This is a genomic window from Arthrobacter rhombi, assembly GCF_039526245.1.
Lineage (GTDB): Bacteria > Actinomycetota > Actinomycetes > Actinomycetales > Micrococcaceae > Arthrobacter_H > Arthrobacter_H rhombi.
Genome location: NZ_BAAAIV010000012.1, coordinates 261,935 through 280,427, shown reverse-complemented (window position 1 = coordinate 280,427; position 18,493 = coordinate 261,935). Strand labels below are relative to the sequence as shown.

The following is an 18,493-nucleotide window of genomic DNA, read 5'->3' as shown; positions in this document are numbered from 1 at the left end:
GAAATGCCCCATGGAAAAGGCCGGCTCCGAAGGGAGCCGGCCTGACATCCAGCAGGTGCACGCGGCACCTGCTGGATGTTTCTAGTCCAGGTAGTCGCGCAATACCTGCGACCGCGAGGGGTGGCGCAGTTTGGACATCGTCTTGGATTCGATCTGCCGAATTCGCTCACGCGTCACGCCATAGACCTTGCCGATTTCGTCTAAGGTCTTCGGCTGGCCGTCGGTGAGGCCGAAGCGCATGGCAACGACGCCTGCCTCACGTTCGGACAAGGTATCGAGTACCGAGTGAAGCTGTTCCTGCAACAGCGTGAAGCTGACGGCGTCAGCGGGGACCACTGCTTCCGAGTCCTCGATGAGATCGCCAAATTCGGAGTCGCCATCTTCACCCAAGGGAGTATGCAGCGAAATCGGCTCGCGGCCGTACTTCTGCACCTCAACGACCTTTTCGGGGGTCATGTCGAGTTCCTTGGCCAGCTCATCCGGGGTGGGTTCACGTCCGAGGTCCTGAAGCATCTGGCGCTGCACGCGGGCGAGCTTGTTGATGACCTCGACCATGTGGACCGGGATACGGATCGTGCGGGCCTGGTCGGCCATGGCACGGGTGATGGCCTGGCGGATCCACCACGTGGCGTACGTGGAGAACTTGAACCCCTTGGTGTAGTCAAACTTCTCGACGGCACGGATGAGGCCCAGGTTTCCTTCCTGGATCAAGTCCAGGAACAGCATTCCGCGGCCGGTGTAGCGCTTGGCCAACGAGACGACGAGGCGCAAGTTGGCCTCAAGCAGGTGGTTCTTCGCGATCTTGCCGTCGTGGACGACCTGTTCCAGGTCCCAACGCAAGCGCTTGGGCAGATCGTCACCGGCCTTGAGCTTCTCGGTCGCGTAGAGGCCAGCTTCAATACGCAAGGCCAAGTCGACTTCCTGCTCCGCGTTCAGGAGCGCAACCTTGCCGATTTGCTTGAGGTAGTCCTTGACAGGGTCGGCAGTCGCGCCGGCAACGAGGACCTGCTGCTGTGGTGCATCGTCGTCATCGGAGGTGATGATAAATCCGCGAGCTTCGTCTTCGCGCGCGGCCGGATCGGCAGGTGCGCCGGACTTCTCGGCGTCGGGCTTTGCAGCTGCGCCTTCCTCGTCGGATTCCGCGTCGGCCGACGGAACGACGTCGTTCGCGGCACCCTCGGAGGCTGCGGCTTTCTTGGCCTTGTTATCGGCCCGCGTCTTGGCTGCCTTTTGCTGCGGCGTCAACTCGTCCGTCTCATCGGCTGTGTCCACTGAACCCGCCGCGGAAACGGGCTTCTTGCCCCGGCTGGTGGTGGCCTTGGAGCTTGATTTGGAAGCTGGCACGAATAACCTTTCTCACGGATCGACCGCGGTGCCACCTGACGGGTAACACCACTATGACCCTGTCAAGTCCGGGTTCCGCCACACGGCGGATCAGAATGAAGGGTCCAGTGGTTGCAACGCCTTCATTCGACCTTTTGTTCCCGGTTCCGCAATCGGAATGACAGGCGAGCGGCGAAAGCCCCTCAAAGGACACGGACCCAACCGGGTCTGCGGGTACAAGTCTCTCACGTTTCGCCTCGATCCCCGGCATTTGTCAGGCGTTGATGCCACCGCTCCACGCGGTCTCCCGGTTCGTAGCCCAACGGGGAAGCATTCCCCGGGCCAAAAAAGCATCCAAGAGCAATGCCAGGCGGTATTTCGGTTCCTCCGCCCGGCAGGTGGTGATGAGGGCGTGCGCCCCGCTGCTATGCCCCTTGGACCACTCGATCCACGCGAGGATACATAGGAGTGCGCATCGGTCCTCTCCTTGGGCAGCAGGGAGGAGTCCCCTGCCGAGATCCCATAGTCGTTCGAGAGACGTCCAACGAGGTGCCCGCGACGAATGCCCCAACATGAACTCGCCGAGGTCACGTAGCTGAACGCTGGTACCTGCCTCACGTAGTTGCCCCACCAGGGCTTGTCTGGCTGCAGAGCTTGAGGCTCCAGCGGCGAACGGCAGCGCGTCCCTGACCAGGTGTTCCCCCAGCGACGCCAACAGGACGCCCGTATCCGTGGGGTTGGACCGAAGCCGGTTCAAGAGCTCCTCCGGCTCCTGATCTAGCGCAGCGCACCAGCGTTCGAGCCCCCGGATAATCCCCTTCCACCCGTCGCCGGCCTCGCGTTGGGCTTGCACCACCTCACGTACGGCCTCTACCGTCGGCCAGGATCCAGCGGACGACCCATCCCAGAGCTCGGCCACCGGGCTACTGCCCTCGACGACCATGCGCAGGTTGGCATCGGAGAGCTGCACCTCCTCCAGAGGTCGACCACTCGCGGGACAGCAGGCGGGATCACTACACAAATAGGACCACCAGCTTCCGCGCCCGACCAGCCATGCATCGGCGATTCGGTACCCGCAACGTTGGAGCTGCGTGGCGACTACATCGATGAATTCCTGGCGCGGCAACCCATCTGCTTTCCGTTGCTGCCCCGTGTAGATGACCAGACAGGCGCCGTCTGCGTCGGGCGCGGCCCGCATGTAGTCGACCAGTTGGCGTGCCAGCCGGCGGGTGGCTGTCAGGCCGATTCCCTCTGCGGGAAGGTCAATGCGCAGCGTCGCTTCAAGGGCGTTCCCTTGAGTGATCAAGACGACCAGGCTCTCCCTCGGGTGGAATCCCAGCATGTGGGGTACCAGCGAAAGGACCCCTTCGGCGTCGGTTACGGACAACTGTCCCTGTGGGCTGTTCATGCAACCACGCTGGGCCACCGCGCCGTCTTGATCCGCCAGTTGGCACTCGGATGTGGACAGCCTGCATCCCACGCGACGGACGCGCATTCCGTGAGGGGAGAGTCAAAGGGCCGTACGAGACGTTCCGTCAGGCCCCTCGGCGTCCATCCCGACGCCAGCGACCTTCGGAGATGGCCTGCAACAGCGGGACCACGACCACCCCTGATTCGGCGAGGTGAGCCCTGGCCTTGCGACGGGTCACGATGATCCCGAGCGCGCCGAGGGCCAACGGGATGAACTGGAAGGCAAGCGCCCATCGGAAGGCATTGAGGTTGTACAGATCCCCGGTTCCCCCAGACAACGCGAACTGGACGTCAAGAATGAGCCCGATGAAATAGACGCTGACCAGAGCCGCCGTGAAACCACCGACATTAACGATCCCGGTGGCCGTCCCGGTGATCCGGGGCGCGTTGAAGGTCCTGGCGAAATCAAAGCCGATCATCGACCCCGGCCCGCCGACTGCCACCAGCACCATCATCACCACGAGTAGTGGCACGGGTGCCGTTCCCGGCCACAGCAAGACCGCCGCCCACGACAGCGAGATCAGAAGGATGATGACCAACGCCAGCGTCGATCGACGCAATGGGTGCCTGGAGACGACGGCACCAAATAGCGGCCCGAAAACCAATGCCACGAGCACGAAGATCGTCATCAAGCCCGACGCAAAGGTGGGATCCAGTCCTTGTCCGGAGACCAGGAAGGGATACCCCCATGCAAGCAGGAAGACGTTGGACGTGAACTGCAATGCGAAGTGGGTCCAGAAACCCAGCCGTGTGCCCGGTTCACGCCAGGCGCTGCGCAGCACCGCCAGTGACTTGGCTTGGGGGCCCGAGGGCAGTGGCGCAGACCCGGGCGGTTGATCGCGTACCGCCACCAGGGACAGGACAAAGGCCAATACGCACAGCGCGGCCAAAGACAGGAAGGACGAAGTCCAGCCCGCCCAGTGCAGCAATGCCACGAATGGCACCAGGCTCAGCAGCTGGCCGAGCTGTCCCACCATGCCGGTGAATTGCGTGAGCATCGGCACACGATAACCAGGAAACCAAGCGGAGATGAGCCGAATGACCGATACGAACGTCATGGCATCACCCGCGCCCACAAAGAAGCGGCCGACCAATCCTGCAGGGACCGAAGTCGCCAGTGCCAACAACACTTGCCCGATGGCCATCAGCACCGCGCCAAAGATGATCAACCGTCGCGAACCGAACTTATCGATTAACAAACCAACGGGGATCTGCAATGCCGCGTACACCACAAGCTGGACGACACTGAAAGTAGCCAGAATCGAGGCACTGGCGTCAAAGCGTGCAGTCGCATCCAGCCCGGCGACCCCAAAACTCGTTCGCTGGGTGACGGCGACCAGATATGCGAAGACACCAACGCCCCATACCCACCAAGCTTGACCTGACCCGAGCCGGGTCTTGTTGCTCATTGACCGCCTTCATCGGATGATCCCCTGGCCGCTTGGGACGATAGAAACGCCTCTGCGGCAGAGGCGAGGTCGTCTCCATCGGGGATGTCCTCGTCCGGCGGGAGCAACAATGAGCGCATCTCCGAATCCGGAACATGGGCGTCGAAGCGCTGTTCAAAGGAGGAGACCATGCGTTGGATCTCCGGGGTTTCTGCGACTTGTTGGGCGATCTGTCCCTCGACCTTCCGGGCCGCCTCGCGGAGTTGGTCGGTGGGCAGGCCGAGGCTGAGCGCGGCACCCAGGAATTCAAGGGCAGCAACGGCGGCTTGCGGATATTCCGAGTCAGCCAGGTAATGCGGTATATGCAAGTCGTAGCCGACGACGTCGCGCCCATCCTCGTCGAGGCGCATTTCCAACAAGTAGGCCGCCGCCGCGGGGATCTCCGCTGAGGGGTTCCAGGTGGAGATGCCGTCTCGGAGGTCCTGCCGGTTTCCGTGGACGGTCACGCCGATTCGGCGCGTGTGTGGCACCGGAAGCGGCGCCGCACCGATGCCTGCCGTCAACCGGATGTTCAGGCCGCGAGCCAACAGTACGACTGCAGCGGCGAATCGTTCCCACTGCAGGTCAGGTTCCGAACCGGTGAGGAACAGGAAGTCGGTGCCCAAGCCGTCCGTGAGACGGTACAGCTCGATGGCTGGTGCCACATATTCAGTGAAGTGGTCGGCAGCCAAGGAGACATGGGGACGCCGTTCCCGGTAGTTGACGAGTTGATCGGCGTCGAAGGAGGCGACCAGTTCCGATTCAAGCCCGCCGAGTAGTTCACGGCGAACTTGCTGGCTGACGTGGCCTGCATCCGCATGGCCCGCCAACGAGACCACCATTCCCAAGCCCTGCAGGCGGGGATCGTCAATGACCGCTTCGTTGAGCCTGACGAGGGACAGGGGATCAAGCATGGTGTCTCCTTCCAGGGACTCAAGACATGCACTCTCACGGTTCAACACACACGCGGCTGGAATGCTTCCCGAACACGGCCTTCATTCTATCGGTTGGCCGTCCTGCCCCCTCACAGCATCCACAAAGGACGCGGGACCGGGTCCCACAGCGCTACGATCGAAGACAGACGCAATATGCCTGCTGATTCGCCAACCGCGGCCCTGGCCGCATTAAGGAATTCGCCACGTGATCAACGCCAGCGAACTGAAGCTGACCGCTGTCTCCCCCGACGTACGCCGGGTCGCCGCCCAAGCCGTCGTCGTCGCCGTCGCCCAAAGCACGGATGGACCACGCCTGCTTGGCTCACCGCTGCCCAAGGCGGAGGCGGCCGCCCTGCAGGAGTCCCTCGTGTCGCTCGGGATCTCCGGCGCGCCTGATGAAGTGGTCCGACTTCCCGCCACCGACTCGCTCAAGGCCGGCGTCCTGGTCTTGTCCGGAATCGGGCGGGTAGAGGGCGACACCCCTGACCCCGAATGCCTCCGCCGCGCAGCTGGGTCGGCAGCCCGACAGCTGGCTGGTCTGTCCAAGGTCGTCTTCGCCTTCCCGACACCCACCGTGGAGTTGGCCGCAGCGGTGGCCGAGGGCGTCGCGCTCGGGGCCTACTCATTTCCCAACCACCGTTCCAAGGCACCGGAAAAGTTCCCTTTGACGGAAGGGGTCATCGCCACGGGAGCGTCGGCCCACAAGTCTTTGCCTGCCGCCCTGCGCCGGGCGGCAGTGATTGGCCGGGCTGTACGCAGCATTCGGGACCTCGTCAACACCGCACCCAACGATCTCTACCCCGAATCCTTTGCCTCCGAAACCCGGACGGTCACCAAATCGCTCCCGCTTAAGGTCACGGTGTTCGATGAGAAGCGGCTGGAAAAGGACGGCTATGGCGGCATCATGGGCGTGGGCAAGGGCTCGGCCCGTCCTCCACGGCTGGTCAAGATCGAGTACACCCCGGCCAAGGCCGGAAAGCATCTGGCGCTCGTCGGCAAGGGCATCACCTTCGATACCGGTGGCATCTCGTTGAAGCCACCGGCAAACATGCACCACATGAAGTCCGACATGGCCGGTGCGGCCACTGTCCTGGGAACGATCTCGGCCATCGCTGAACTGGGGCTGCCCGTCCGCACCACAGCTTGGTTGTGTCTGGCGGAAAACATGCCCGGGGGAAATGCTGCCCGGCCGGGCGACGTTTTCACCATGTTCGGCGGAAAGACGGTGGAGATCCTGAACACAGATGCCGAGGGGCGCCTGGTCATGGCGGATGGTCTGGTCGCTGCCAGCGCGGAAAAGCCAGACGTTGTCATCGACATTGCCACCTTGACAGGTGCGCAAATGGTCGCCTTGGGACGCCGGACGAGTGGCGTCATGGGAGACAACGGGATCCGGGATGCACTGGTCAGCGCCGCGGAAGCGACGGGTGAGAGTGTCTGGGGCATGCCACTGCCCGAGGAACTCAGGTCATCCTTGGATTCGACGGTAGCCGACCTGGCCAATGCCGGTGACCGCAATGGCGGAATGATGACCGCTGCCGTTTTCCTGGAGGAATTCGTGGGCGAAGTCGATGGCAAGAAGATCCCGTGGGCACATATCGACATTGCGGGCCCGGCATTCAACGACGTCGCGCCCTACGGCTACGTTCCGAAGAACGGTACCGGCGCCGGGCTGCGGACGCTGCTTGCCTACGCCGAACAGCTGGCGGCGCAGTAGCCCCCACGGCTTCCTTCCGTGAAGCTGGTCACCAACACCCGATCCCCCCGTCACGACATGTGGATGAAGAGTCGGCGACCACGCTAAGGTAAAGCCTGAAACAATAGTAGGCAGTGCCTGCCCGACCGACCCGTCGACCAGGCCATGCACAAGGAATGAGCCCCCACCCCCTGGGGGCCCGATCTCACTCGCGAGGGAGCGTTAACGTGGCCGAATCGGCAACAACGCAAGAATTCGATGTACTCATCCTCGGTGGCGGCAGCGCCGGCTATTCGGCCGCGCTGCGGGCCGTACAGCTGGGTTTCACCGTCGGGCTGGTGGAGAAGGCAAAGGTCGGCGGCACTTGCCTGCACACCGGCTGCATCCCCACCAAGGCGTACCTGCACTCTGCCGAACTGGCAGAAAACGCACGCGAAGGCGCCAAGTACGGCATCAACACCACGTTGGACTCCATCGACATGGAGGGTGTGCGCAAATACAAGGACGGCATCGTTGCCGGGAAGTTCAAGGGACTCTCGGGCCTGCTGAAGATGAAGAAGGTCAATGTCATCGAAGGCAATGGCCGCCTCGTCTCGCAGGACACGATCGATGTTGACGGTGTCGCCTACAAGGGCAAGAACATCATCTTGGCCACCGGTTCCACCTCCAAGACCATGGGCCTGGAAATCGGCGGACGTGTGATGACCAGCACCGAGGCCCTGAACATGGACACCATTCCGAAGAGCGCCATCGTGCTCGGCGGCGGCGTCATCGGCGTCGAATTCGCTTCCGTGTGGAAGTCGTTCGGTGTGGACGTCACCATCGTTGAGGGCCTTCCCTCGCTGGTTCCCAACGAGGATCCGTCGATCATCAAGAACTTGGAGCGCTCCTTCAAGAAGCGCGGCATCAAGTTCAACACGGGCGTCTTCTTCGAAAAGGTCGAACAGGACGAGAATTCCGCCAAGGTATCCCTCGCCGACGGCAAGGTCCTGGAAGCCGATATCGTGCTCGTCGCCGTGGGCCGTGGGCCCGTGACCGAGGGCCTCGGTTTCGAGGACCAGGGCATCACCATGGATCGCGGCTTCGTCATCACCAACGAACGCCAGCACACCGGTGTCGGAAACATCTACGCCATCGGTGACATCGTCCCGGGTGTGCAGTTGGCCCACCGCGGATTCCAGCACGGAATCTTCGTCGCCGAGGAAATCGCCGGCCAGAACCCGGTCATCGTCGAAGACATCAACATTCCCAAGGTCACGTTCTGCGAACCGGAGATCGCCTCCGTCGGCTACACCGAGCCCAAGGCGAAGGAGAAGTTCGGCGAGGACCAGATCGAGGTCGCCGAGTACAACCTCGCAGGAAACGGCAAGTCCTCCATCCTGGGCACGACCGGCATCATCAAGATGGTCCGGGTGAAGAACGGGCCCATCGTCGGCGTCCACGGCATCGGCGGCCGCATTGGTGAGCAGATTGGTGAAGCCCAGCTGATCGTCAACTGGGAGGCCTACCCGGAGGATGTCGCGCAGTTGATCCACGCGCACCCGACCCAGAACGAAGCCTTGGGCGAGACCGCATTGTCCCTCGCCGGCAAACCGCTTCACGGCTAGTCCCTTCGGGCGCCCACGGTGGCCCGGCTTTTCGGAGCCGGGCCACCGTGGACTAAGCTCGAACCAAGCCGAACACCGGCCGCTCCGCCCTCGTTGCCGGCCGTCCAAGTCAAGAAATATAGCTTTAGGAGAACGGGGACACCATGTCTGAAACCGTGAACTTGCCCGCACTCGGTGAAAGCGTCACCGAAGGCACCGTGACGCGCTGGCTCAAGCAGGTTGGCGACAGCGTCGAAGTCGACGAACCGCTGCTGGAAGTTTCCACCGACAAGGTCGACACGGAGATCCCCTCGCCCGTCGCCGGCGTCATCGAAGAGATCCTCGTCCCCGAGGACGAGACCGCCGATGTTGGCGCTCCGCTGGTCCGTATTGGTGATGGCTCCGGTTCGGGGTCCTCCAGCGAAGAGCCGGCAGAAGAGCCGGCCGCTGAGGAAGCACCCGAGAAGTCCGAAGAAGCCCCTGCCGAAGAGCCCGCGCAGCAGGAGTCCGCTGCCCCGTCCGAGGATTCGGCTGACTCCGGAGATCGTGCCGATGTCACGCTTCCCGCCTTGGGCGAGAGCGTCACCGAAGGTACCGTGACCCGCTGGCTGAAGCAGGTTGGCGACAGCGTCGAGGTCGACGAGCCCCTGTTGGAGGTCTCGACCGACAAGGTCGATACCGAGATCCCGTCGCCCGTCGCCGGAACGCTGCTGGAAATCAAGGTCAACGAGGATGAGACCGCCGAGGTCGGTGCCGTCTTGGCCGTTGTCGGCTCGGGTTCCGCGCCCGCCCAGGAAGCACCCAAGGAAGAAGCCCCCCAGCAGGAGGCTGCTCCGAAGCAGGAAGCGCCCAAGCAGGAAGCCCCGAAGGCCGAGGCTCCCCAGCAGGAAGCTCCGAAGCAGGAAGCACCCCAGCAGCAGACCGCTGCCCCCGCCGCGCCGGCATCTGCTGGCAGCAACGACGGCTACGTGACTCCGCTGGTCCGTCGTCTGGCGTCCCAGAACGACATCGATCTCGCGTCGGTCTCGGGCACTGGCGTCGGCGGCCGCATCCGCAAGCAGGATGTCCTGGATGCCGTCGAGGCGAAGAAGGCGGCTGCCCCGGCAGCCGCTCCCGCTGCACCTCAGGGATCGGCGCCCAAGTCACCTGCCGCCGTCGTGCCCTCCTCCTTGCGTGGCAAGACCGAGAAGGCCCCGCGGATCCGCCAGGTCATCGCCCGGCGCATGCGTGAGTCCCTGGACGTCTCCACGCAGCTGACCCAGGTGCACGAGGTCGACATGACCCGCGTCGCCAAGCTGCGCACCGCGGCCAAGGACCAGTTCCAGGCCGTCAACGGAACCAAGCTGACGTTCCTGCCGTTCATCGCCAAGGCCGTCGCCGAAGCGCTGAAGCAGCACCCGAAGCTGAACGCCGAGTACGACGAGGACAAGCAGGAGATCACCTACCACAACGCCGAGCACTTGGCGATTGCGGTGGATACCGACAAGGGCCTGCTGGTTCCGGTCATCTCCAACGCCGGTGACCTCAACCTCGCCGGAGTGGCGGGCAAGATCGCCGATGTCGCCAAGCGGACGCGTGACAACAAGATTGGCCCGGACGAGCTGTCCGGCGGCACGTTCTCGATCACGAACATCGGCTCCGTCGGCGCCCTGTTCGACACCCCGATCATCAACCAGCCGCAGGTGGCCATCCTGGGCACCGGGGCGATCGTCAAGCGTCCCATGGTCGTCACGGGCCCGGACGGCGATGACACCATCGCGATCCGGCACATGATGTACCTGTCGCTGACCTACGACCACCGCCTGGTCGACGGTGCCGACGCAGGACGCTTCCTGCAGACGCTGCGCGCACGTCTGGAAGAGGGCGCCTTCGAGGCCGACCTCGGCCTGTAACACCGCGCTGACCGCCTCGGCGGCTTGAGGCAAACGACGACGGCTGGTGACTCCCCCCGGGAAATCACCAGCCGTCGTCGTGTGCCGGGACATGCCGCCATTTCGACAGGCTGTCGAATTCGCCCCTAAACTGGACTCATGGACATCCTCTTCACCTTGCTCATCTTCCTGCACATCCTCGGTGCAGCCGCGATCTTCGGCGGCTGGCTCGCCTCCTTCAAGAAGCCCACCGTGGGCCTCTGGCAGTGGATCGGTTCCATCACCCAGGTGGTGACCGGCATCCTGATGTTCGGCCTGCTGGAAATGGGCGACGGCGAACCCAACCGGATCAAGCTTGGCATCAAGCTGGTCATCGCGCTGGGCATCCTCGTGGCTGCCTGGCTCGGCCGCAAGAAGGTCAAGGCCAATGAAGAGGTTCCCACCGGCATCGCCCACGCCGTCGGTGGCCTGGCATTGGTCAACATCGCCATCGCCGTCCTCTGGGTCTGATCCCCACCTCCGCCGCCGGCCCCTGGACGATCCCTCGTGGATCACCGGGGGCCGTTTGACGTCCGGGGACTCCCACTTGCCTCCGGCACGCGGAGCCATAGGATGGTAAGTGGCGCCCGGAACCGGTCGCCCACCCAGATGTGGAGGAGTCCCCCAATGGCTACAACCCGTTCAGCTCGCACCGTATGGAATGGCGACCTTTTCTCCGGCAGCGGCCAGACCACCTTCGAAACCTCGGGCATCGGCACGTATGACATCACGTGGAAGGCCCGCGCCGAGCAGTCAGAAGGCAAGACCAGCCCCGAGGAACTCATTGCCGCGGCCCACGCCTCCTGCTACTCGATGGCGCTGAGCAACGTGCTGAAGGAAGCCGGCTTCGCCCCGGAGTCCCTCGAGACGACCGCCGAGGTCGATTTCGACACCACCAACGGTCCGCTCATCTCCGAGATCCGCCTGGTGCTCAAGGCCACCGTGCCGGGCATTGACGAAGCAGCGTTCCAGGAGGCCGCTCAGGGCGCCAAGGAAGGTTGCCCGGTATCCAAGGCGCTGGCTTCGGTTCCGAGCATCACGCTCGAGGCCACCCTCGTCTCCTAGCAGTCCTCACCAGCAGCAGGGCGCCGGAACCCCCACGGGGTCCGGCGCCCTGCTGCAGTTTAACTACTGGGAAAGATGACCCGCGTGGTGCGGGCCCGGGTCAGTCCCCCGGCACCGGCTGCGGTCGAGCCGGCAGCGGGCCCGGCTTGCGGCTCGGGTAGCCGGTCCTCTCAGGCGGCGCCTGCGTCGGAATCTCCCGGAGCATCTCCTTGAGCACGGTGATCCCCTGTTCCAGTTGCGGATCCAGGCCAGCCAGATAGGCATGCGGGGGGAAGGGGACCTCGATGTCCGGATCCACTCCCCGGTTCTCCACGCCCCAAGCCACTCCCCCGGTGAACCAGGTCGCGTAGCGCGGCTGGGTGACCCGGGTGCCATCGACCAGATCGAACAGCCCGTCGATGCCGATCACCCCTCCCCAGGTCCTCATGCCCACCACCGGACCGATTCCGCGCAGCTTGCCCACTTGGGTGATGATGTCACCGTCCGAACCGGCCCATTCATCGGTGAGGATGACCACTGGCCCCCGGGGCGCGCTGGCCGGGTACGTCCACGGTTCCATGTCCCGTCCCACGGACCAGGCTGTGACCTTGCGGGAGATGACGTCGGCGACCAGCTGCGAGGTGTGTCCGCCACGGTTGCGGCGGACATCGATGAGCAGGGCATCGCGAGACGCCTCCTGGTCCAGGTCCCGGAAGAGCTGCGCCCATCCCAGCGGCATCATGTCGGGGATGTGCAGGTATCCGAACAGCCCGCCGGAGGCCTCCCGGACTTCCCTGCGGTTGCGCTCGACCCATTGGTGGTAGCGCAGCCGCTGCTCATCACGGACCGGGACCACACCGACTCGCCGGAGGTTCCCGGGGTCAGTTGACTGCCCACCGCCACGCACTGTCAGTTCCACGGTTTTCCCGCCGGCGCCTTGGAGCAGTTCCGCAGGTCCGCTGGCCGGGATTCCCACCCCGTCAACGGCCACCAGCGTGTCACCGGAACGCACTCCCACGCCGGGTGCAGCCAGTGGTGAGTATGCCTGTGGATCCGAGGACTCCCCGGCCAGGACGTCGGTGATGCGCCACTGGCCGCCGACGTATTCCAGGTCGGCACCCAGCAGGCCTTGCCGCTCGCCGCCGGTGGCAGCGGCAGGTGTCACGTAGGCGTGGGACGTGCCCAGTTCACCGTGTAGCTCCCACAGCAGGTCGACCAGGTCGTCGTGGCATCCAAGCCGCTGCACGAGCGGCCGGTAGGCCTCGGCCACTGCCTGCCAATCCTGTCCCGCCATGTCCTGCACCCAATAGAAGTCGCGTTGCAGGCGCCAGGCCTCCTCGAAGGCCTGCGCCCAGACCACTGGCGGATCCAGACGGACCCGAATCCGGCCGAGGTCGATCTCCCGGGCATCGGGCGAGTCCTTCTCCGCCGCCCGGTTCGAAGGCACCGCCCGAACCGTACCGTCATGGATGACCACGACCCGTTTCCGGTCGCCACTGAGCAGGAATGCCTCGGCGGCGTCCACCAGGGTCGTCGTCTGCTGGGTTTCGTGGTCGAAACGATCCAGGTGCTTGGCCTCCACGGGTGCGTCAGGGGCCCGCCCGTCTCCGGTCACGCCCGTTGAAAGGTCGGTCAGCCACACCAAGCCACCGTCGACGGCCTCCAGGGACTCGTAGCGTCCCTGCGGCACGGGGACCGCGAAGAGGCGCGACGGCAGCCCCTCGACCACGACCTGGGTCCGGGGCACCGTATCGGTGTCCTCGCTGGCGGGGCCCGGCTTCGCCTTCTGCCCTGACGTGTGCGGTTCGGCACCGTAGACGCATGGACCGTACAGCGAGGGGGTCCTGTCATCCAGGGCGATCAGGAAGGGTTTGGTGGAGGCCGGGAAGGCCAGGTCAAACGTGTGGGTGTCGTAAAGCGGGTCGAAACTTCGATCCGACAAGAGGGCCAGGTACTTCCCGTCAGGGGTAAATGACGGGGAGTGGTCCCGGAAGCGGCCGTCCGTCGCCTCAATCGGCGCATCCTCCGGAGACTCGGTGGAGACCAGGAGGATCCGGCTGCGGGTGCCGAACTCCGTCACCGGATCGGCGAAAGCCAGCCAACGGCCATCCGGCGAGAAGGCCAGCCGGTCGACGCCTCCGTGTCCACCCTGGCTGAGCTCGTGCCACGTTTCGGCCCGGGGGTCGAGCAGGAAGACATGGCCGGTCTCCGTGGCGACGGCGACCCACCGGCCGTCGGCGCTGGGGGTGAGGGAACGCACTCGGTGGCCCGCGGGAAGCTCGAAGGATTGTTCGTCCGGGGTACCGCTCCCCTCCTGCGCAGACGCCGTGGACCCGTCCTGGGTCGGCTCGCTCGTTCGGTCCTCGTCGCTGTCAGGTGAGCCGGGGGCCGCCGCACCGGCGCGGCCCTGCTGGCCCGTCGGTCCCGCGAGCCCGGCAGCACTGACTGGCTGGGGCAACTCGACGGCCACGTCGTCTGGTTCCTTGGGAGCTGCTGCGGTGACGTCGGTGGCGCCCGGTCCGGGCAGCAATTCCTGTCCCGCCCCCGGGGCGTCCAACGGTCGGACGCGGAGGGCCTCCATTCCGTCCTCGTCGCTGACGTAGACCACATGCTCCGAGCCCAGGAAGTGTCCATGCCGGGCTCGAACGCCCGGGGTGGCTGCGATGGCACGGGCAGGGCCACGTCGGTGCATGAGCAGGTGGAGCATTCCGTGGCTTTCAATGATGCTCGCGTTTCCTGCGTGGTCCGGCGTGGCACGCACCAGATGGGATGCCACGTCCAACGGCTTCGGCTGCCGAGCGTGGCCTGCAGACCCCAAGGAGATCTGGATTCTGCGGGGTTCAGCCTGCAGCTGGTCCAGGATCCACAGGTCGCCGGCGGATTCGTACACCAGGCGGCTGCCATCAGCGGACAGGTGGCGGACGTAGTAACGGTCATGGTCGGTGTGGCGTCTCAGGTCGCCACCGGAAGTGTCCACTGAGTACACGTTTCCGTACCCTTCATGATCGGACAGGAAGGATATGCGCTGCCCGATCCAGTGTGGGTCGCAGAGGTTGCCGTCAATCTCCGGAAGGAAGCGTTCGAAGGTTTCTCCGCCTTCGCGATCGATCCACAGTTTCCCGGCCGTTCCGCCCCGATAGCGTTTCCACCACGCGGGTTCCCTGCTCAACGCGCTGCCGATGACCAGCGGGCGCTCGTCCCCGAGGGAAGGCCCCCAGGCCAGGGAATCAACGGGCCCGTACTTCAGCGCTCTTTCTGGCGAGCCATCCAACGGGACTGCCCGCGCCCAGGTCAGCCGGGAATCACCCTGTCCCTGGGAGGTGATCGCCAGGATTTCCCCCGAGGGGGTGAATCCCCGGTTTCTGGTGGACGGGTGGCCCCAGTGGGTCAGTTGACGGTAGTTGCCGCCATCAACCGATGCGGCAACGATTTCCTGCGAGCCACCGGCGAGGATCGTCCACACGACGGTCTGGCCATCGGGGGTGAACCGGGGATTGCGGGCGGGAAGTCCTTGCGCTGAAAGACGCCAGGCACGCCCTCCGGCCAGCGGGGCCAACCACACGTCATCTTCGGCAACGAAGGTGACCAACTGGTCGAAGACATGCGGGAATCGAAGATAGCTACTGGGACTCATCGTCCGATCCTATCGACAGGAAGGGGCCGCGTCACCGACGAAACATCAGGACTTCTTCTTCACTGTTTCCGATGCGTCGAGGACCGCGGCGATCAACCAACTGCTGTTGCTGCGCGCCAACCGCAACGTCACTCGTTGGTTTTCCTGGTCGTCGATGGATGCCACGACTGCCCCGTCGGCCCCCACCACCTGGTAGGCGCCCAGCGTACTGGTCACGACGACGTCGACTGTGTCCCCGACGGTTCCTGTGCTGACCGCTGCATCGGAGAGCCTGGTTCGCAGCCCCTCATAGCGCAGGCCCTGTGAGCGCAGTTGGCTGGCTTTGGCCAAGTCGGGCCCCAAGGAGGAACCCCGGCGCGCATGGACCCGGCGCAGGGCCGCCGCGTCGGCTGCCGCAAGAGCCAGGTCCCGTCGTGCCGTGAGGACCTTGGCGGCCTGGACCGGGTCCTTCGGTACCGCCTCGCGAAACGCCTTGTTCTCCAGGACGGGACGGGGGGCATGCGTGGCGTTGGCACTCGCGGCCGCACTCTTTTCCGCTCGGCGGGGCCCGTCGGCAGGTGGCGCTGTCGGCCGCTCCTCCCGCTGCGTGTTGCCCGCTGACGTCACCGGGTCTGGAGCCTGCAAGCGGTCCAGCACACCGATCCCGAGGGCCACGAGCCCGGCGAGCAGAGCGACCGAGAGTGCCGCCAGCCAGATCCGGGCGCTCCCCCACCGATGCGTCGTCGTGTCCCGCGGCCGCCCCTGGCGCGACCGTTTGTCGGGCCGGCGCCCTCCAGCCCACGCACGCAACCGGGCCCAGGGGTTTCGTCCCGGCGCGGGCTGCTGGTTCCTGACCACGCGCGTCACCATGTGGGGCAGGGCCTCCGGGCGGACCACATCCCGCAGACTGACAGGCTGCGGTTTGGCCACCTCGAAAATCCGTCGGCTGAACTCGGCGGCACTCGGCCGACGCTCCTCGTCTTCGGACAGGCCGTCCTCGAGGAGCTCCACGAGTTCGCTGGGCACGCTGCCCAACAAACTCGACAAGGGCGGCCTCTGCCGGGTGGGCCCGGCGACGCGGCCCGTGACCATGTACCAGGTCAGCGCCGCGAGCGAAAAGACGTCGCGGGATGGCCGCAGCCGCTTGCCACCGGCATCTGCTCCTTCCGATACCGGTGCATGGAACCCCGGCGTTCCGGACGCCGACTGCCGGCCACCGACCAACACGGTCAACCCGAGGTCCGCCAGCTTGGGCATTCCGGCCGCGGTGAAGAGCACGTTCCCCGGTGAGACATCACCATGGACGCCGCCCTGGTCATGGAGATAGGCCAAGGCGCCGGCGATCGGCGCCATGACGGTGACGGCCTCCCCCAGGCTCAACGGGCCCCGGGCCGCGATGAGGTCGGCCACGGAACCACCCGGCAGGTATTCCATCAGGATGGCGTCCCCCTGGTCCGTTCGAAGGGTCCCCACCAAATCGACGATGTGCTGGTGTTTCACGGAAGCCAACGCGGCGATCTCCGCCGCAATACCGCCGTCGTCGTTCCATGACGTGGGGACCTTGAGTGCGGCTCGATCCCCGGTGTGCCGGTTCCGGACCACATAGACGGTTCCGCAGCCGCCGCTGCCGATCTCGGATTCGACGGACCAATCCTCCAGTTCGGGGCGTCCTGTCCTCGGGGTCGGTGCTTCCATCTTCTCTTTTTACCGGCTTTGCCCAGACCGCGCAGAAGTTATCCACAGGCCGTCGGGGCTTCATGCAATTCGAACCTGTGCACGTCGACGAGTAGCGTGGATCCCATGACCATTTCCTTCCAGCGGCTGGGCTTTGCCCCGGACTACGTTGACTACCAGGAAGCCTGGGACTTGCAGCGCAGCATCCACGACGACGTGGCTGCCGGCGCACGGGGCCCCGAAGTCCTGCTTCTTGAACATGCGGCCGTCTATACGGCCGGCAAACGCACCGAACCGCAGGACCTTCCCATCGATGGGACCCCCGTCGTCGACGTGGACCGGGGCGGCAAGATCACCTGGCATGGACCGGGCCAGCTGGTGGGTTACCCGATCGTGGAGTTGGCCAACCACGCCGGCATCCGCGATTACGTGCATCGTCTCGAGGAGATGCTGATCAACGTCGTCGCCGGCTTCGGCATCGACGCCCAGCGCGTGGACGGCCGGGCCGGGGTGTGGGTCCTGGGCACCGACGGCGGCCAGGACCGGAAGATCGCCGCCATTGGCATCCGCGTTGACCACGGGGTGACGATGCATGGTTTCGCCCTGAACTGCGATAATGATGACGCGGCTTTCTCTCGCATCATCCCCTGCGGTATCGCCGACGCGTCCACGACCAGCATCACCGAGGAGAGCGGGCGGCCCGTTCGCCCCGTCGATGTCCTCGACCGCGTGCAGGAGGAGCTGACCCGGCTTCTCGAACCTGCCATCAAGAACAACCCATCAAACGCCGATGAAGGAGCCCTACTGTGAGCCTCGCCCCCGAAGGCCGCCGCATGTTGCGCATCGAACAGCGCAACTCGGCCACCCCCGTGGAACGAAAGCCCGAGTGGATCAAGGCGAAGGTCGAAATCGGGCCGGAGTACGTCGAACTCAAGAAGCTCGTCAAGGACAAGGGCCTGAATACGGTCTGCGAGGAAGCCGGCTGCCCCAACATCTTCGAGTGCTGGGAGGACCGCGAGGCCACGTTCCTCATCGGCGGCTCCGAATGTACCCGACGGTGCGACTTCTGCCAGATCGACACCGGCAAGCCGCAGGCCATCGACCGCGCCGAACCCTTCAAGGTGGCCCAGTCCGTCAAGCAGATGGGCCTGCGCTACGCGACCGTGACGGGCGTGGCCCGCGACGACCTCGAGGACGAAGGCACCTGGCTCTACGCCGAGACGGTCCGCAGGATCCACCAGTTCAACCCGGGCACCGGCGTCGAGCTGTTGATTCCGGATTTCTCCGGCAAGAAGGAATTCCTGGACGAGATCTGCGCTTCGGCTCCCGAGGTCTACGCCCACAATGTCGAAACGGTGCCGCGCCTGTTCAAGTCGATCCGGCCCGCCTTCCGCTACGACCGATCCCTGGATGTCATCTCGCAGGGGCGCGACAACAACATGATCACCAAGTCCAACTTCATCCTCGGCATGGGCGAAACCCTCGAGGAAGTCGTTGACGCCATGCGCGACTTGCGCGAAGCCGGCTGCGACCTGTTGACGATCACGCAGTACCTGCGCCCCACCGAACGCCACCACCCGGTGGTGCGTTGGGTCAAGCCCCAGGAGTTCGTTGACCTGCAGAAGGCCGCCGAGGAGATCGGCTTCCTGGGCGTGATGTCGGGGCCGTTGGTGCGTTCGTCCTATCGGGCGGGCCGCCTGTGGGCGGGTGCGATGCGCAAGAAGGGCCTGCCGATCCCCGAGGAGCTGGCACACATCGAAAGTTCAGGCACGACCAAGCAAGAGGCAGCAACGCTGCTCGCCGCCCGCTAGCACC

At 64.9% G+C, this 18,493-nt stretch carries 13 protein-coding genes; 7 read left to right on the top strand and 6 right to left on the bottom strand.

Annotated features, from left to right (window positions below):
- Positions 1–81: 81 nt before the first annotated feature.
- The 4 genes from ABD088_RS11945 to ABD088_RS11930 all read right to left on the bottom strand — a co-directional run bounded on the left by ABD088_RS11945 (position 82) and on the right by ABD088_RS11930 (position 5,134).
- Positions 82–1,344 (bottom strand): RNA polymerase sigma factor, encoded by a 1,263-nt coding sequence (locus tag ABD088_RS11945; protein ID WP_343902158.1) that lies wholly within the window; start codon positions 1,342–1,344, stop codon positions 82–84.
- A 253-nt stretch (positions 1,345–1,597) separates the two neighbouring features.
- On the bottom strand, positions 1,598–2,731 hold the full coding sequence (locus ABD088_RS11940; RefSeq protein WP_343902157.1) for a DUF4192 domain-containing protein: 1,134 nt from the start codon (positions 2,729–2,731) through the stop codon (positions 1,598–1,600).
- Positions 2,732–2,858: 127 nt separating this feature from the next.
- Positions 2,859–4,202, bottom strand: coding sequence for an MFS transporter (locus tag ABD088_RS11935; protein WP_343902156.1), 1,344 nt, complete (start codon positions 4,200–4,202; stop codon positions 2,859–2,861).
- Complete coding sequence (locus tag ABD088_RS11930) at positions 4,199–5,134, bottom strand: proteasome assembly chaperone family protein (RefSeq protein ID WP_343902155.1); 936 nt, start codon at positions 5,132–5,134, stop codon at positions 4,199–4,201. The genes ABD088_RS11935 and ABD088_RS11930 overlap by 4 nt, the downstream gene beginning before the upstream one ends.
- Positions 5,135–5,360: 226 nt before the next feature.
- Between ABD088_RS11930 and ABD088_RS11925 the strand changes: the two genes are divergently transcribed.
- From ABD088_RS11925 to ABD088_RS11905, 5 genes are all read left to right on the top strand, one after another.
- Positions 5,361–6,872 (top strand): leucyl aminopeptidase, encoded by a 1,512-nt coding sequence (locus tag ABD088_RS11925; protein ID WP_343902154.1) that lies wholly within the window; start codon positions 5,361–5,363, stop codon positions 6,870–6,872.
- 206 nt (positions 6,873–7,078) lie between these two features.
- Entirely contained in the window at positions 7,079–8,458 is a 1,380-nt protein-coding gene (lpdA, locus tag ABD088_RS11920) for a dihydrolipoyl dehydrogenase (protein WP_343902153.1), read from the top strand.
- 143 nt (positions 8,459–8,601) lie between these two features.
- Positions 8,602–10,329 (top strand): 2-oxoglutarate dehydrogenase, E2 component, dihydrolipoamide succinyltransferase, encoded by a 1,728-nt coding sequence (gene sucB / locus ABD088_RS11915; protein WP_343902152.1) that lies wholly within the window; start codon positions 8,602–8,604, stop codon positions 10,327–10,329.
- Between the two features lie 138 nt (positions 10,330–10,467).
- Positions 10,468–10,818: a hypothetical protein gene (locus ABD088_RS11910; protein WP_343902151.1), complete on the top strand. Its 351-nt coding sequence runs from the start codon at positions 10,468–10,470 to the stop codon at positions 10,816–10,818.
- 156 nt (positions 10,819–10,974) lie between these two features.
- Positions 10,975–11,412, top strand: a complete 438-nt coding sequence (locus tag ABD088_RS11905) for an OsmC family protein (RefSeq protein ID WP_343902150.1) — start codon at positions 10,975–10,977, stop codon at positions 11,410–11,412.
- Between the two features lie 100 nt (positions 11,413–11,512).
- On the opposite strand, the gene ABD088_RS11900 is transcribed toward ABD088_RS11905, so the two are convergent.
- Positions 11,513–15,025, bottom strand: a complete 3,513-nt coding sequence (locus ABD088_RS11900) for a S41 family peptidase (protein ID WP_343902149.1) — start codon at positions 15,023–15,025, stop codon at positions 11,513–11,515.
- Positions 15,026–15,070: 45 nt separating this feature from the next.
- A complete protein-coding gene (locus ABD088_RS11895) occupies positions 15,071–16,699 on the bottom strand; it encodes a serine/threonine-protein kinase (protein ID WP_343902148.1) in 1,629 nt (542 codons plus the stop codon).
- 75 nt (positions 16,700–16,774) lie between these two features.
- On the opposite strand from ABD088_RS11895, the gene lipB reads away from it, so the two are divergent.
- On the top strand, positions 16,775–17,488 hold the full coding sequence (gene lipB / locus ABD088_RS11890; protein ID WP_343902372.1) for a lipoyl(octanoyl) transferase LipB: 714 nt from the start codon (positions 16,775–16,777) through the stop codon (positions 17,486–17,488).
- Positions 17,485–18,489 (top strand): lipoyl synthase, encoded by a 1,005-nt coding sequence (gene lipA, locus ABD088_RS11885; RefSeq protein WP_343902147.1) that lies wholly within the window; start codon positions 17,485–17,487, stop codon positions 18,487–18,489. Before lipB ends, lipA begins: the two co-directional genes overlap by 4 nt.
- Positions 18,490–18,493: the final 4 nt, after the last annotated feature.